General features: G+C 56.3%; 14 protein-coding genes. 7 read left to right on the top strand and 7 right to left on the bottom strand.

The genetic code is table 11. The features are described from left to right. Positions 1-3 precede the first annotated feature (3 nt). From ccmC to ccmI, 7 genes are read left to right on the top strand one after another with little or no spacing between them, the layout of a single operon-like run. Entirely contained in the window at positions 4-747 is a 744-nt protein-coding gene (gene ccmC / locus LG200_RS09045; protein ID WP_226757231.1) for a heme ABC transporter permease CcmC, read from the top strand. Further along, the gene (ccmD, locus tag LG200_RS09040) at positions 747-938 is read left to right on the top strand and encodes a heme exporter protein CcmD (protein ID WP_226757230.1); all 192 of its coding nucleotides are present in this window, start codon (positions 747-749) and stop codon (positions 936-938) included. Before ccmC ends, ccmD begins: the two co-directional genes overlap by 1 nt. After that, a complete protein-coding gene (gene ccmE / locus LG200_RS09035) occupies positions 935-1,402 on the top strand; it encodes a cytochrome c maturation protein CcmE (RefSeq protein WP_226757229.1) in 468 nt (155 codons plus the stop codon). The genes ccmD and ccmE overlap by 4 nt, the downstream gene beginning before the upstream one ends. Then, the gene (locus LG200_RS09030) at positions 1,399-3,354 is read left to right on the top strand and encodes a heme lyase CcmF/NrfE family subunit (RefSeq protein ID WP_226757228.1); all 1,956 of its coding nucleotides are present in this window, start codon (positions 1,399-1,401) and stop codon (positions 3,352-3,354) included. Before ccmE ends, LG200_RS09030 begins: the two co-directional genes overlap by 4 nt. After that, the gene (locus LG200_RS09025; RefSeq protein ID WP_226757227.1) at positions 3,351-3,887 is read left to right on the top strand and encodes a DsbE family thiol:disulfide interchange protein; all 537 of its coding nucleotides are present in this window, start codon (positions 3,351-3,353) and stop codon (positions 3,885-3,887) included. The genes LG200_RS09030 and LG200_RS09025 overlap by 4 nt, the downstream gene beginning before the upstream one ends. Continuing rightward, on the top strand, positions 3,884-4,342 hold the full coding sequence (locus LG200_RS09020; protein WP_226757226.1) for a cytochrome c-type biogenesis protein: 459 nt from the start codon (positions 3,884-3,886) through the stop codon (positions 4,340-4,342). Before LG200_RS09025 ends, LG200_RS09020 begins: the two co-directional genes overlap by 4 nt. Continuing rightward, positions 4,339-5,208 (top strand): c-type cytochrome biogenesis protein CcmI, encoded by an 870-nt coding sequence (gene ccmI / locus LG200_RS09015; RefSeq protein WP_226757225.1) that lies wholly within the window; start codon positions 4,339-4,341, stop codon positions 5,206-5,208. The genes LG200_RS09020 and ccmI overlap by 4 nt, the downstream gene beginning before the upstream one ends. Before the next feature lie 244 nt (positions 5,209-5,452). Here the strand turns inward: ccmI and LG200_RS09010 are convergent, their stop codons facing one another. The 7 genes from LG200_RS09010 to LG200_RS08980 all read right to left on the bottom strand — a co-directional run bounded on the left by LG200_RS09010 (position 5,453) and on the right by LG200_RS08980 (position 14,444). Next, positions 5,453-5,935: a cupin domain-containing protein gene (locus LG200_RS09010; RefSeq protein WP_226757224.1), complete on the bottom strand. Its 483-nt coding sequence runs from the start codon at positions 5,933-5,935 to the stop codon at positions 5,453-5,455. A 201-nt stretch (positions 5,936-6,136) separates the two neighbouring features. After that, on the bottom strand, positions 6,137-7,273 hold the full coding sequence (locus LG200_RS09005; protein WP_226757223.1) for a DUF6607 family protein: 1,137 nt from the start codon (positions 7,271-7,273) through the stop codon (positions 6,137-6,139). Positions 7,274-7,342: 69 nt separating this feature from the next. After that, positions 7,343-7,999 (bottom strand): cytochrome b/b6 domain-containing protein, encoded by a 657-nt coding sequence (locus tag LG200_RS09000; protein WP_226757222.1) that lies wholly within the window; start codon positions 7,997-7,999, stop codon positions 7,343-7,345. Positions 8,000-8,299: 300 nt separating this feature from the next. Next, positions 8,300-10,072 carry a dihydrolipoyl dehydrogenase gene (lpdA, locus tag LG200_RS08995; RefSeq protein WP_226757221.1) on the bottom strand — a complete coding sequence of 591 codons (1,773 nt, stop codon included), beginning with the start codon at positions 10,070-10,072 and terminating at the stop codon, positions 8,300-8,302. A gap of 16 nt (positions 10,073-10,088) precedes the next feature. Next, positions 10,089-11,429 carry a dihydrolipoyllysine-residue acetyltransferase gene (gene aceF / locus LG200_RS08990; protein ID WP_226757220.1) on the bottom strand — a complete coding sequence of 447 codons (1,341 nt, stop codon included), beginning with the start codon at positions 11,427-11,429 and terminating at the stop codon, positions 10,089-10,091. A 97-nt stretch (positions 11,430-11,526) separates the two neighbouring features. Continuing rightward, the gene (gene aceE, locus LG200_RS08985; RefSeq protein WP_226757219.1) at positions 11,527-14,181 is read right to left on the bottom strand and encodes a pyruvate dehydrogenase (acetyl-transferring), homodimeric type; all 2,655 of its coding nucleotides are present in this window, start codon (positions 14,179-14,181) and stop codon (positions 11,527-11,529) included. Beyond that, entirely contained in the window at positions 14,172-14,444 is a 273-nt protein-coding gene (locus tag LG200_RS08980) for a hypothetical protein (protein ID WP_226757218.1), read from the bottom strand. The genes aceE and LG200_RS08980 overlap by 10 nt, the downstream gene beginning before the upstream one ends. Between the last annotated feature and the right edge of the window lie 7 nt (positions 14,445-14,451).

Genomic DNA, 14,451 nt, shown 5'->3' with positions numbered 1-14,451 from the left:
TACATGTCAGCTGTTAACTGGTTCAAATATGCTGCGCCGCAGACGTTTTATGTCCTGGCCGGACGCTGGATTCCCTGGCTTTATGCTGTTGCCATCCTGTTGGCAATAACCGGTGTCTACATCGGTTTTGCCATGGCGCCGACCGACTTTCAGCAGGGAGAGGCTTACCGCATTATTTTTGTCCATGTTCCAGCTGCCTGGATGTCCATGGTGATTTACCTGGCCATGGCGTTTTGGGCGGCTGCCGGCCTGGTTTTCAACACCAGGTTATCTTCCATGATGGCGCAGGCCCTGGCGCCTACGGGCGCCTTGTTTACCGTACTGGCGCTGGTGACCGGGTCGTTGTGGGGGAAGCCGACCTGGGGCGCCTGGTGGGTCTGGGATGCGCGGCTGACTTCTGAGCTGATTCTCTTGTTTCTTTACATTGGTTTTATCGCACTGCGGGCGTCCATTGACAACCCGTTGCGCGCAGACCGGGCGGCTGCCGTACTCGCGATTGTGGGGGCGGTCAATGTGCCTATCATTTATTTTTCCGTGCGCTGGTGGAATACCCTGCACCAGGGAGCATCCATCAATATGTCATCCGCGCCCAAAATGGCAACCACCATGCTTGCCGGAATGCTGGTGATGGCATTGGCAGGGTGGATTTACAGCATAGCCGTTGCTTTGGTGCGCGTACGCTGCATCATCCTTGAGCGCGAGCGACATGCGATGTGGGTAAGACAACTGGAAGAGGTACAGCCGTAATGCAATGGAATTCATGGGGCGAATTTTTCGCCATGGGCGGCTACGCTGGATATGTATGGGGTTCATTTGGACTGACTCTGCTCGCCTTGGCCTGGGAAGTGTTTGCCCTTGGCCTGCGCCGGCGCAAGGCAATCGGGCGAGTGCGGCAGGTGCAGTCATGGGCCGGGCAAGGTTTGGAGCATAAGGAATGAAGTCGAGACACAAGCGCCTGGCCTTGATTGGCGGCGGCATCGTGGCGGTCGCCCTGGCAATTACGCTGATACTGAGCGCTTTCCGCAGCAATATCGTGTTTTTCTATACCCCGACCCAGGTTGCGAACGGTGAAGTACCTAAAGACACCAGTTTCCGCATAGGCGGCATGGTGGTGGAAGACAGCCTCAAGCGGCAGGCTGACGGCCTGACCGTCCATTTTGTGGTGACAGATACGGTAAAGAATATTCCCGTAAGCTACCAGGGCATACTTCCCGACCTGTTCAAGGAAGGCAAAGGTGTGGTGGCTCAGGGTGTGCTGGATCAGGATGGCCGCTTTATCGCCAGCAATGTACTTGCCAAGCATGACGAGAACTACATGCCGCCTGAAGCCGCAGAGGCCCTTAAGCGGGCCAAGGCGGCAGATACAGCGCAGTCGCCTGACGGAGTAGGGAGAAATTCGTGATTCCTGAAATTGGTCATTTCTCCCTGGTCCTGGCCTTGCTGGTGGCGATAGTACAGGGCGTGTTCCCGATTGCCGGGGCGGCCCTGGGCAAGCCTGCCTGGATAGCGCTGGCAAAGCCCAGTGCCAGGTTGCAGTTTGTATTGGTGGCGCTGGCTATCTTCTGCCTTGCCTATACTTTTGCTGTCAAGGACTACTCCGTCCTCTATGTGGCTTCCAACTCCAATTCCAGGCTGCCGCTGCATTACCGCGTTGCTGCGCTTTGGGGCGGACATGAGGGATCCTTGTTGCTGTGGGTGTTCATTCTCAATATCTGGACGCTGGCGGTCAGCTTTTTTTCCAAGCAGTTGCCCCAATTGACGCAGGCACGCATCCTCGGTGTGATGGGCCTGATCAGCATAGGCTTCCTGCTGTTCATGCTCACCGTCTCCAACCCGTTCGAGCGCCTGATACCTGCAGCGCTCGATGGGCGCGACCTCAACCCGCTGTTGCAGGACCCTGGCATGGTGTTCCATCCGCCCATGCTTTACATGGGCTATGTCGGTTTTTCCGTCGCCTTCGCCTTCGCCATTGCCGCCTTGCTTGGCGGTGAGCTGGATGCAGCCTGGGCGCGCTGGTCGCGTCCATGGACCACGCTGGCATGGATTTTCCTTACCGTGGGCATCATGGCCGGCAGCAACTGGGCTTATTACGAGCTGGGATGGGGTGGCTGGTGGTTCTGGGATGCGGTGGAAAATGCTTCTTTCATGCCATGGCTGGTGGGCACCGCGCTTATCCACTCATTGGCTGTGACGGAAAAGCGCGGCAGCTTCAAGGCCTGGACAGTGTTGTTGGCAATTACGGCATTTTCACTGAGTCTGCTCGGCACATTCCTGGTACGTTCAGGGGTGCTGACTTCAGTCCACGCCTTTGCCACCGACCCCGAGCGCGGTCTGTTCATTCTTGCGTTTCTTGTGATCGTGATCGGCGGATCACTCGGCCTGTTTGCCTGGCGTGCAACCTCTGTCGGCAAGGGCGGCAGTTTCAGTGCGCTGTCGCGCGAAAGCCTGCTCCTTTCCAATAATGTGCTGTTGGTGGTTGCTGCTGCCTCGGTCATGCTGGGGACGCTTTACCCCTTATTCCTGGATACGCTCAATTTGGGCAAGATATCGGTAGGCCCTCCGTACTTTGATACGGTGTTTGCGCCGCTAATGGCTCCTGCGGTGTTTCTGATGGGCATTGGCCCCCTGGCCCGCTGGAAGAAGGCCGAACTGCCCGAACTGGTTGTGCGCTTGCGCTGGGCCTTTGCCGTAAGTTTGGCTACGGCGATATGCCTGCCATTGCTGCTGGGACGCTGGACACCGATGGTGGGGCTGGGCCTGTTCCTGGCGTTCTGGGTGTTTGCTGCCTCAGTGCAAACCTTGTGGCTGCGCTTGAAACTGGCTGGATTGCCGCTAACCGGGCGCCTGCGGAGCCTGACGCGCTCTTGGTGGGGAATGTGGCTGGCGCATGTGGGTATAGGCGTGTTCATCCTGGGCGTCACCATCGTCAAGGGGTTTGAAACAGAAACCGCAGTGCGCATGCATCCGGGCGATGTGGCCCACTTGTCCGGCTACGACTTTGTGTTTGACGGCGTGTCTGAGGTGCAAGGACCCAATTACACCGCGACCCAGGGCAACCTGCGCGTGAGCCGCAATCAGCGTGAATTTGCCAGCCTGCACCCGCAAAAACGCCTATATACCGTGCAGAACATGCCGATGACGGAAGCCGGTATTGCCGCAGGCCTGTGGAGCGATAAGTACGCATCGCTGGGCGAAGCCCTGGGAGATGGCAGCTGGAGCGTGAGGATTTATTACAAGCCCATGGTCAACTGGATATGGGGCGGTTGCCTGCTGATGGCAGCCGGTGGGGCGCTGGCGCTTAGTGACAGGCGTTACCGCATTAAACGCAAGCAAGAGGCAGCAGCCACTGCATGAAGCGCCTCTTTATCCTGGTTCCACTTGCCGCTTTCCTGATCCTGGTTGGGTTTCTGGCGGCAGGCCTGCGCCACGACCCGCATGAAGTGCCGTCTCCCTTGGTGGGTAAGCCTGCCCCCGCCTTCAACTTGCCGCGGCTGGATGATCCGCAGCTTACATTGTCTGCGGCAGGCATGCGCGGTCAGGTCTGGCTATTCAATGTGTGGGCCTCATGGTGCGCGCCTTGCCGCGAGGAGCACCCAGTATTGCTGAAGCTTGCTGCGAGCCGGATTGTGCCCATCGTCGGCATGAACTACAAGGACCAGCGCGACAAGGCCCTGGCCTGGCTCGAGCAAGGAGGGGGGGACCCCTACCTCGCCTCTGTGTCGGATGTGGCCGGTCGGACAGGCATTGATTATGGTGTCTATGGCGTACCGGAAACCTATGTGGTCGACAAGGCGGGCACCATACGCTACAAGCAAATCGGTCCGTTGACCGAACAGATATTGGTGGAAAAACTGTTGCCACTCATCATGGAGTTAAAAGCAGAATGAAATATTGCTTGATCATCGCTGGCCTGCTTTTTTCAGGCCCGGCATTTTCTACGCAGGAAGCTGCACTATTGGTGGATAATCCAAAAATTGAGGCGCAGGTCTCGCGCTTGGCCGAGGAACTGCGTTGCCTGGTGTGCCAGAACCAGACATTGGCCGATTCAAGCGCCCCGCTGGCAGAGGACCTGCGCAATGAAATCCGGGAAATGGCAGCCAAGAATATGAGCGACCAGCAAATCATCGACCACCTGGTGGCCCGCTATGGTGATTTCGTGCGCTACCGCCCTCCCTTCAAGGCCAGCACTGCCGTGTTGTGGGCAGGGCCATTTGTACTGCTGGTACTGGGCATGCTGTTTGTCTCTGTCCTTGTGCGGCGGCGCGAGCGCCAAGTAGCCAGTCTGCCATTAACCCCGGAGCAGTCGCGCCAGTTGGCGGAATTATTGAAGCAGGAGCAATGATGCTGGTATTTTGGGGAATTGCAACGCTCTTGCTGCTAATTACGTTGTTCGTGCTTTTGCCGCCCCTGCTGCGCCGACGTGTTTCGATTCCCATTTCATCGAGCAGTGCTGTCGCGGCGGTGTATCGCGAGCAGTTGGCCGAACTTGAGCAAGACAGGGACAACGGCGTGCTGGACGTCGCGCAATACCAACAGGCAAGAAATGAGTTGGAGCGGCGGTTGCTGGAAGAAGCGCAAGACATCTCCCGCGATAGGGTGACTGGCGCGGACAGCGGCAGACCAGACCGGTTGCTGGCAGTGTTGTTACTGGTGCTGGTACCGGTATTTGCCGTGCTGATCTACCTTAAAGCCGGCAACCCGCAAGCGCTTGATGTGCATGACAATTCACCTGACAGCCAAACGGTTAATAGCGAAGATGTACCGGCCAATATCGAACTGATATTGCAATCCCTCAAACAGCAACTGGAGTCGGATCCCGGGGATGGGGCAGGCTGGGCATTGCTCGCGCGGGCCGACGCCAAGTTGCATCGCTATGATGAAGCCGTGCAGGCGTTTGAGAATGCCGTCCGCATTATCCCTGATGATCCCAACCTGCTGGTGGATTACGCCATCACGCTGGCGTTTATCAACCAGCACAATATGGCAGGCAAGCCTGAGGAGCTGGTGAACCGCGCGCTGGAACTGGATCCGGAACAGGTAAAGGCACTGATGCTGGCTGCTTCCGCCGCCTTTGATCGCCAGGACTACCCGCGTGCGATCATCTTGTGGCAACGCCTGCTACAGAAGTTGCCGCCTGGCTCTGAAGCCTATGTTTCCGTTAGTGCTGCACTGGATGAGGCCCGCAAGCTGGCCGGGGAAAAGCCTTGACACCATTGTTGTGGGAGCAATTCGGAAAGCATGTGGTTGGTCGTCAGTAAAGCATGGCCTGTACGGTATGCCGAGACGAAGTGATAAAAGTCGAATGCTCGTCTCATTGACCTCAATGGCAACCTTGTCAACACTTGGCCTGATGCAGACGGTTGCAATACCAAGTCCGACTATCATGCATGCCGTAAAAATGCTAAATGGGGGCTTCCTGTTCAGGTTAGTCTTCGCCGGGCAGGAACCAGGGCTATTTCTTTTCTTCCACCCGGGTTGAAGTCGCCGGGCCGATACCTACAATTTGCAGTACCGTATCTTCATCCTTGGCGCCATCGTAATGGATTTCATTGCCATGATGAGTGACAAAGCTGCCGGCTGGTACAGGCTTGAAATGCGCCGGATTGTAATCGGCGCCTGTAGCAACCCACCAGGTGCCAGACAACACAGTGATGAAACGGTCATTGGGGTGGGAGTGGGGCTTGCTATGGTGGTTGGCTTTCCATTTGTTGAGGACCACGTACAAACCCGGCTTGCTAGGATCGCCTACCAGGACTGCAGTTTCCGAACCGCTAGGATTGGCTACCCACTTGATGTCATTGGGAAGCTTGATCGATATGGCTTTCGGGTCCAATTCTTCTCCTGCGCTCGCAAGCCCCACACTGGCAGTTAATATGGCTAGCCCCACCAGCCCTGCCAGGTTTAGGGCAAGCAAGGGCTTGAATAAATCATTCATTGTCGTTCTCCGGTTGGTGTCTGGATAGCATTGCCTAGCATCAGGGATAGGCATGCCATTAGATTGAACAGCAAGCTGCATGCCAGGCCGGATAATGAGGTAACTTTTTGATAGGTAATAGTTTTTGTTTTATGTTGCAGTCGGTGCGGTTGCTTATTCAGCAATCCATGAACAGCTGATGTTGCGATAGCAAAAGTATATTCAGCGGTTTTTGCCATCGCGAGCGAGATAATCCTGCACGGCGGCGTCTACTTTCTTGCTGATTTCGGCAGCGGGCACAGGTGTCTTTGACTCCGCTACCTCCTGGGCATACTGGTATAGCGGAATAAATAGATTGTCCTTGTCAGGGGAGCCGCGCAAACGCAGGAACTCATTGCTGGCGATCAGTCGTTGCCATTTGTCGCGTACCGCATCCCACACCGGTTTGCTTGCCTGGATATAGCGGTCGCCTTCGCTCCAATCGAAATCCTGTATGCGCTCATAACGGTTAAAACCGGATTCACGGGCGAGTGCTGGGTTGCTGGCCGCTATTTCACCAGTCTTGTCCAGTTTGACCTTGAGGTTCTGTTGTTCATGCACCCAGCCAGTCGGTGTGATGATGTGGCGGTTATTTCCTATCAATACATCATAATCGCCGCGAATGCTGTATTCCCGGCGCGGTAGCGGGCGCCAGCCGTCTTCATCGCTCCAGCTGGAGTAATTGCCCAAATGCTGCCATTTTGCCACGCCGGAATAGCGGGGACTGTCATCGACCTGGTAAACAGTTTGCCGCCAGAATCCGCTTTGCCGGTCTGCCGGCACCTTGACGCGTTGCCAGGTGTTGTTGCCGCGGAAGACCAACTGCTCAGGAGCTTCATACTGCCAGTCCTGGCGCCAGTGCTTGGTGACGAACGGGCCTTCGACCTTGCCATTTTCACCGACAAAAGACATGACTAACAGGTGTTGCAGCACGATGGATGTTCCCTTGTCTTCCACCAGATAGACTTTTTCCGTACCCCAGCTACGGTAAGGGCGGTTTGGCTTGTATGCGGTGACGAAGCCGGCAGTTTCTATGAAATCAAACGTAGCGCGGTACTCGCCTGCCATAGCCAGGATGGCACGCCTGTCCCGCTCAAAACTGCTCAGGCCGGGCTCCTGCAAGGCTTTCCATTCTGCGCTGGGTTCGGTGACTAGCTTGACTGACGTCCCTGTTGTAGTGCCGCCACGGGGGGAGAGGCTGGACTCGTCCTGGAACTGCCATGAAAAAGTGTACTGGCGCTCATTGGTTGGCTGAGCGTCGGCATAGGCCGAAGGCAGTTGGCAAAGCAGGGTGAGTACGAGAACTAGCCTGGAGATCATGAGTTATTTGAGGGTTAAAATGTATGGATATGTAATTTTAAAAGTAACCAGCTGCATTGCCAAAAGCCTTTATGCCCAATGTGTGGCAATAAACCAGACGATGCCTGCGCTTGCTGCCAGCAGAACCGAGCCCAATATTACATGCCCCCCCTGGCTGGCATGGGTGTCAGGGAGGGATTGAGGCACCTGCTTGCGCCCGGTGATCATGGCCTTTACCAGGTTTTCATGCTTGAACAGGCGGTAGTAGAGGATTGCTGCGATATGCAACCCTATCAGGCCATAGAGCACATACTGGTTCACCGTATGCAAATAAGTCAGGTAATCGCTTGTATCCTTGTCAATCAGCGAATAAAGCGGCCCCTCGGTAAAAATATCGTCATTGGCAAACAGGCCGGTAATGGCCTGGGCCAGCAGCAGTAGCAACATGGCGACAACCGACCAGCCGCCCAGCGGGTTATGGCCTATGGTCTTGTCGCCAGTGCCTTTGAGGTAGCCAACAATCGCCCGCGGACCACGGATAAAGTTGGAAAACTTGGCGTAAGTGCCGCCGGCAAATCCCCACAGCACACGAAAAATCAATAGCGCGAGCAAAGCCAACCCTGAAATGACATGCCACTCCAGAGCGTTGCCGCCTATCTTGACCGTAATAATTGCAGTGGTGAAAAGCGCGACCAGCGACCAGTGAAAAATGCGCAAGGGAAGATCCCAGGTATTGATGTGTTTCATGCTTGCTCCTAAAACATGGCCACCCTAGGTGGCGAGATACCCGGCATTAACAGCAAATAACGTACCTGATATTGTGTTGCTGTTAATACAATGGCTTAGCTGATGGCAAGCAAGTTGAGTCAAGGAGATTGCTAGATATGCAACAGAGTGCTGTTTCATATTAAACAGTATTATTCTGTGAACAAGCGGTACATGAGCTTCTATCGGACTCTGGCAGGCAACGTTCCTTCAATTTTATGATGCTTATCCTTTAGCAAAAAAAATCCCGCATTGCGCGGGATTCTTCCAGGGGTGGGATTGCTATCTTTTCTTGATATACAAGTCAGTGATCGTGCCTTCTTTCATCTCGGCGGCAAAGCAAATGGTTTCCGAGAGTGTGGGATGGGCATGAATAGTCAGCCCCAGGTCATGAGCATCAGCGCCCATTTCGATCGCCAATACTGCCTCTGCCAACAACTCACCTGCATTGGTGCCGACAATACCGGCTCCAATGACGCGATGGGTTTCCTTGTCGAAAATTAGTTTGGTACTGCCTTCGGAGCGGGCGATGGAAAGCGCGCGTCCGCTGGCAGCCCACGGGAAGGAGGCTTTCTCGATGTTGAGGCCTTGGGCTTTGGCTTCCGTTTCCGTGACACCTGCCCAAGCCACTTCAGGGTCGGTATAGGCTACGGACGGAATCGCCAATGCCTGGAACTCAACCTTGTGCCCGGCAATGACTTCGGCTGCTACCTTGGCTTCATGCGTGGCTTTGTGCGCCAACATAGGCTGGCCAACAATATCGCCGATAGCGAAGATATGCGGCACGTTGGTGCGCATCTGCTTGTCCACAGCGATAAAGCCGCGATCATCCACGGCAACGCCTGCGTTTTCAGCGCCTATGTTCTTGCCATTCGGGCGGCGGCCGATGGAGACCAGCACACGATCATAGACCTGTGTTTCCTTGGGTGCGTTTTCACCTTCAAAGCTGACATGAATGCCGTCTTTCTTGGCTTCAATTTTCGCAACCTTGGTGGATAGCATGATGCTTTCAAAGCGCTTTTCCATGCGTTTGTGCAAGGGGCGGATCAGGTCGCGGTCCGCACCCGGGATGAGGCCATCCATGAACTCGACCACGCTGACCTTGCTGCCTAATGCATCATACACGGTACCCATTTCCAGGCCGATGATACCGCCGCCGATAACGAGCAGGCGCTTGGGAATGTCAGCCAGCGCCAGCGCGCCGGTGGAGTCCATGATGCGTTCGTCTTCGGGCGCGCCAGGAAACTTGGTGGCTTGCGAGCCAGCCGCGATGATCGCATTCTGAAAGCCGACAGCAGTGACCTTGCCGTCTGCGGCAGTGACGTCAATCTGGTTGGGGCTGGTGAACTTGCCTACGCCCTGCACCACGGTCACACCGCGCTGCTTGGCCATTTGAGCCAGCCCGCCGGTCAGTTTGTTGACAACGTCGTTGGTTTTCCAGTCGCGCAGTTCATCCAGGTTGATCTTGGGCTTGCCGAAGCTGACGCCATGATGGCTGGTTTCCTCAGCCTCGGTGATGACCTTGGCGGTATGCAGCAATGCCTTGGACGGGATGCAGCCTACGTTGAGGCAGACGCCGCCCAGCGTGGAATAGCGCTCGATCAGCACAACCTGCTTGCCGAGGTCTGCGGCACGGAAGGCAGCTGTATAGCCGCCGGGGCCGGAGCCCAGCACGACGACTTCGGTGTTGATGTCAGCATCGCCTATAGCTGTTGCTGGGGCAGGCGTCGGTGCAACTGCAGCAGGTGCTGTTTCGGCAGGACTTGCTTGTGGTTGTGACTGGGCTGCAGATGCAGGGTCAGCAGTTTCGTCTGCGGCTTCTTCCAGCAGCAGGATGAGTGCGCCCTTGGCAACTTTGTCGCCCACTTTGACCTTGACTTCTTTCACCACGCCCGCGTGAGAGGAAGGGATGTCCATAGACGCCTTGTCGGACTCCAGGGTGATCAGTGAGTCTTCCTTGGCAATGGTGTCGCCAGCCTTGACCAGCACTTCGATGACGTCGACGCTATCGAAGTTGCCGATATCGGGTACCAGTACTTCAGTAATTTTGCTCATTTCTATCCCTCAACTCTTACAGCAACAAACGGCGTACGTCAGACAGCATCATGCGCAGGTGGCTGGTAAAGCGTGCGCCGTCGGCACCGTCGATGACGCGGTGATCGTAAGACAGGGAAAGCGGCAGGATCAGGCGCGGCTCGAATTCCTTGGTCTTGCTGTTGAACACCGGCTGTATGCTGGAGCGGGAAACACCGAGGATGGCGACTTCTGGGCAATTGATGATAGGCGTGAATGCAGTGCCGCCTATGCCGCCCAGGCTGGAGATGGTGAAGCAGCCGCCCTGCATTTCCTCGACCTTGAGCTTGCGTTCACGTGCCTTTGCCGAGAGTTCGCCTAGCTCTGCGGCGATTTCCAATACGTCCTTGCGGTTGACGTCGCGGATGACCGGCACCACCAGGCCATCGGGCGTGTCGCAGGCAAAGCCGACGTTGAAGTATTGCTTGAGAATCAGGTTCTCGCCATCGGGCGACAGTGAAGCATTGAAGTTCGGGTAGGTGCGCAAGGCATTGACCGAGGCCTTGATCAGGAAGGCGAGCATGGTCAGCTTGACGCCGCGTTTTTCGGCATCGGCCTGCATGGACTTGCGGAAGTCTTCGAGGTCGGTAATGTCTGCCTCGTCAAACTGGGTAACATGCGGGGCAGTGACCCAGTTGCGGTGCAGGTTGGCGCCGGACAGTTTCTTGATGCGGGAAAGCGGCTTGGTCTCGGTGCCGCCGAATTGGCTGAAGTCAATCACCGGCGCCTGTATCACGGCAATGCCGCCGGCGGAGGCTACACCGCCGCCGCGTGGCTTGTTCAGTTCACCCTTGACGAATGCCTGTACGTCGCTTTGCAGGATGCGGTTCTTTGGGCCGCTGGCGTTGACCAGCGAGAGGTTCACGCCCAGTTCGCGCGCAAACTTGCGTACCGATGGGCTGGCATGTGCCTGCTTGCCCGGAGCCGTTTCTACATGCGCGGCAATCGGGTTGGGCGTGGCTTGCGGTTGTATGGTTTGCGGTGGTTCTGGTGCCGGACGAGTAGGCTCAGGCACGGCGGCTGCAGGCGCTGCTTGTGCCACTGGGGCTGGCGCAGGTTTTTCTTCAGCTGCTGGTTGCGCAGTAGCAGCACTGCTGCCTTCTTCCGCATCCAGAAGCAGGATCAGTCCACCTTGGGCCGCCTTGTCACCGACCTTGATCTTGACTTCCTTGACTGTCCCGGCGAAAGGCGCAGGGATATCCATGGACGCCTTGTCGGATTCCAGGGTGATCAGGGAGTCATCCTTGGCGATAGTGTCGCCGGCCTTGACCAGGACTTCGATGACATCAACGCTGTCAAAATTACCGATGTCGGGAACGAGTACCTCTTTAATTGCCATGCTTGTGTTCCTTAAAATTCATCTTTTCAAGATCATCATGCACAACAGCCTCATGCCTTGCAGCCGGGGTTGTTGTGCATGTGCTTAATGCATCAAGTTAAACCGTAGTCGGGTTGGGCTTGTTCGCGTTGAGTTTATATTTCTTGATAGCTTCAGCGGCCTTGGCTGCTGGCAGTTTGCCTTCGTCGGCCAAGGCTTTCAGCGCCGCGACTACCACGTGGTAGCGGTCAACCTCGAAGAAGCTGCGCAGGGCTTCGCGCGAGTCGGAACGGCCATAGCCATCCGTGCCCAGGGTGATGTAGCGCTGTGGAATAAAGCTGCGGATCTGGTCGGCAAAGGATTTCATGTAGTCGGTAGATGCGATCACAGGGCCTTCTGCCTTTTTCAGGCTCTTGGCGACATAGCTTTCCTTCTGTGCCTTTTCCGGGTTGAGCAGGTTCCAGCGCTCAACGTCCAGGCCTTCACGGCGCAGCTCGGTAAAGCTGGTCACGCTCCAGATGTCGGCAGCAACGCCCCAGTCTTTTTCCAGCAGCTCGCCTGCCGCAATCACTTCGCGCAGGATCACGCCGCTACCCAGCAGTTGCACCTTGGCGCCCTTGGCCTTGGATTTGCTGAATTGGTAGAGACCCTTGAGTATGCCCTCCTCGACGCCCTTGGGCAGTGCGGGGTGGGTGTAGTTTTCGTTCATCAGGGTGATGTAGTAGTACACATCCTCCTGGTTCTGCACCATGCGGCGCAGGCCTTCCTGGATGATCACGGCCAGCTCGTAGGCGAAGGTCGGGTCATAGGAAATACAGTTGGGGATGGTAGCCGACATCAGGTGGCTGTGGCCGTCTTCGTGCTGCAAGCCTTCACCGTTCAGTGTGGTGCGGCCAGCGGTAGCGCCAAGCAGGAAGCCGCGTGCGCGTGAATCGCCCGCCGCCCAGGCCAGGTCGCCGATACGCTGGAAGCCGAACATGGAGTAGAAGATATAGAACGGGACCATCTGCACGCCGCTCACGCTGTAGGAGGTGGCAGCAGCAATCCATGACGAGAACGAGCCAGCCTCGTTGATGCCTTCCTCCAGGATCTGGCCGTCCTTGGATTCCTTGTAGAACATTACCTGGTCGGCATCCTGCGGTTCGTAGAGCTGGCCGACGGAAGAGTAGATGCCGAGCTGGCGGAACATGCCTTCCATGCCGAAAGTTCTGGCTTCGTCAGGCACGATAGGTACGACATACTTGCCGATCTGCTTGTCCCGCAGCAGGGTGGAGAGGATACGCACGAATGCCATGGTGGTGGAGATTTCACGCTCACCGGTGGCGCCCAGCATATTCTCGAAAGCCGAAAGCTCTGGCACGGTCAGCTCATTGCCCTTGCGACGGCGGGATGGCACAAAGCCACCCATCGCTTCACGGCGGGATTTCAAGTACTGCATTTCCGGGCTGTCATCTGCCGGACGGTAGAACGACAGGTTTTCCACCTGTTCATCAGTCAGCGGCAGGTCAAAACGGGTACGGAAGGCCTTCAGCGTTTCCACGCCCATGCTCTTTTGCTGGTGGGTGGTGTTCTGGCCTTCGCCTTCCTGGCCCATGCCATAACCCTTGACGGTCTTGGCCAGGATCACGGTAGGCTGGCCCTTATGGTTAACCGCGGAGTGATAGGCCGCATAAACCTTGTGCGGGTCGTGGCCGCCACGGTTCAGGCGCCAGATGTCTTCATCGGACATCGCTGCGACCATTTCCTTCAGTTCAGGATATTTGCCGAAGAAGTGCTCGCGCGTATAGGCGCCGCCCTTGGCCTTGAAGTTCTGGTATTCGCCGTCCACGCATTCTTCCATGCGTTTTTTGAGCAAGCCGTCCTTGTCCATCGCCAGCAATGGGTCCCAGTAGGAGCCCCACAATACTTTCAGTACGTTCCAGCCGGAGCCACGGAATGCGGCCTCGAATTCCTGGATCACCTTGCCGTTGCCGCGTACCGGGCCATCCAGGCGCTGCAGGTTACAGTTGATGACAAAAATCAGGTTGTCCAGCTTTTCACGGGCGGCCAGTGAGATGGCGCCCAGTGACTCAGGCTCATCCATTTCGCCGTCGCCACAGAACACCCAGACCTTGCGGTCTGAGGTGTCGGCAATGCCACGGTCATGCAGATACTTGAGGAAACGAGCCTGGTAAATGCCCTGCAATGGGCCAAGCCCCATGGAGACGGTGGGGAACTGCCAGAAGTCAGGCATCAGCCAAGGATGCGGGTAAGAGGAAAGTCCATTGCCTTCCGTTTCAATACGGAAATTGGACATTTGCTCCTCGGTCAATCTGCCTTCAAGGAAGGCGCGTGCATAGACGCCTGGTGAGGAATGGCCCTGGAAGTAAATCAGGTCACCGCCGAAGTTTTCATTGGCGGCACGGAAAAAGTGGTTGAAGCCGGTGTCATACAGGGTTGCGGCTGACTGGAAGCTGGCGATATGGCCGCCGACGCCGGGGGATTTCTCGTTGGCGCGCAACACGGTCATGATCGCGTTCCAGCGGATCAGGGCGCGGATCTTGCGTTCCATGGCAGTGTCGCCAGGATGCTTGGGCTGCAGGTGCGCGGGAATGGTGTTTACGTAAGCCGTGGTTGCGTTGTACGGTAAATATGCACCTGAGCGGCGAGCCTTGTCGATCAGCGTTTCCAGCAGGAAGTGCGCTCGCTCGGTTCCCTCGTTCTCAAGTACCGATGAGATGGCTTCAAGCCATTCCTGGGTTTCTTGAGGGTCAATATCGGGGGTCAATGCCATGTAGGATTCTCCGGGAAACTTTTATGATTCGCTTGGGTATAATCAACTTGATGCAGCATCAAGCTTGAAATGTCGTTATGGCTTGAGGCCGTTTTGAAGTCGCTATATTGGCTTTTTTGGCTGTTCAGGTCAAGTTTTGCCGCTTCAGCCAGCGCATGAAACCAAGGGCCTAACCCGCTAAAAACAAGAGGAATCTTATAGCCGTGCAATTCAAGCAGCTTGCGGCGGTGGCTGATGAAAAATCCCTCGCCAATGCCAGTCATATACTGT

Source organism: Methylobacillus caricis (assembly GCF_020532705.1).
Classification (GTDB): Bacteria; Pseudomonadota; Gammaproteobacteria; order Burkholderiales; family Methylophilaceae; genus Methylobacillus; species Methylobacillus caricis.
This window is presented reverse-complemented; position numbering and strand designations above follow the sequence as displayed.

Bases quoted from the DNA above. Each gene is read 5' to 3' on its own strand.
- ccmE (WP_226757229.1), top strand. From the start codon at position 935: ATGAAGTCGAGACACAAGCGCCTGGCCTTGATTGGCGGCGGCATCGTG.
- LG200_RS09010 (WP_226757224.1), bottom strand. From the start codon at position 5,935: ATGAATGATTTATTCAAGCCCTTGCTTGCCCTAAACCTGGCAGGGCTG.
- LG200_RS09005 (WP_226757223.1), bottom strand. From the start codon at position 7,273: ATGATCTCCAGGCTAGTTCTCGTACTCACCCTGCTTTGCCAACTGCCT.
- LG200_RS09025 (WP_226757227.1), top strand. From the start codon at position 3,351: ATGAAGCGCCTCTTTATCCTGGTTCCACTTGCCGCTTTCCTGATCCTG.
- LG200_RS09020 (WP_226757226.1), top strand. From the start codon at position 3,884: ATGAAATATTGCTTGATCATCGCTGGCCTGCTTTTTTCAGGCCCGGCA.
- lpdA (WP_226757221.1), bottom strand. From the start codon at position 10,072: ATGAGCAAAATTACTGAAGTACTGGTACCCGATATCGGCAACTTCGAT.
- aceF (WP_226757220.1), bottom strand. From the start codon at position 11,429: ATGGCAATTAAAGAGGTACTCGTTCCCGACATCGGTAATTTTGACAGC.
- LG200_RS09000 (WP_226757222.1), bottom strand. From the start codon at position 7,999: ATGAAACACATCAATACCTGGGATCTTCCCTTGCGCATTTTTCACTGG.
- ccmD (WP_226757230.1), top strand. From the start codon at position 747: ATGCAATGGAATTCATGGGGCGAATTTTTCGCCATGGGCGGCTACGCT.
- LG200_RS08980 (WP_226757218.1), bottom strand. From the start codon at position 14,444: ATGACTGGCATTGGCGAGGGATTTTTCATCAGCCACCGCCGCAAGCTG.
- aceE (WP_226757219.1), bottom strand. From the start codon at position 14,181: ATGGCATTGACCCCCGATATTGACCCTCAAGAAACCCAGGAATGGCTT.
- ccmC (WP_226757231.1), top strand. From the start codon at position 4: ATGTCAGCTGTTAACTGGTTCAAATATGCTGCGCCGCAGACGTTTTAT.
- ccmI (WP_226757225.1), top strand. From the start codon at position 4,339: ATGATGCTGGTATTTTGGGGAATTGCAACGCTCTTGCTGCTAATTACG.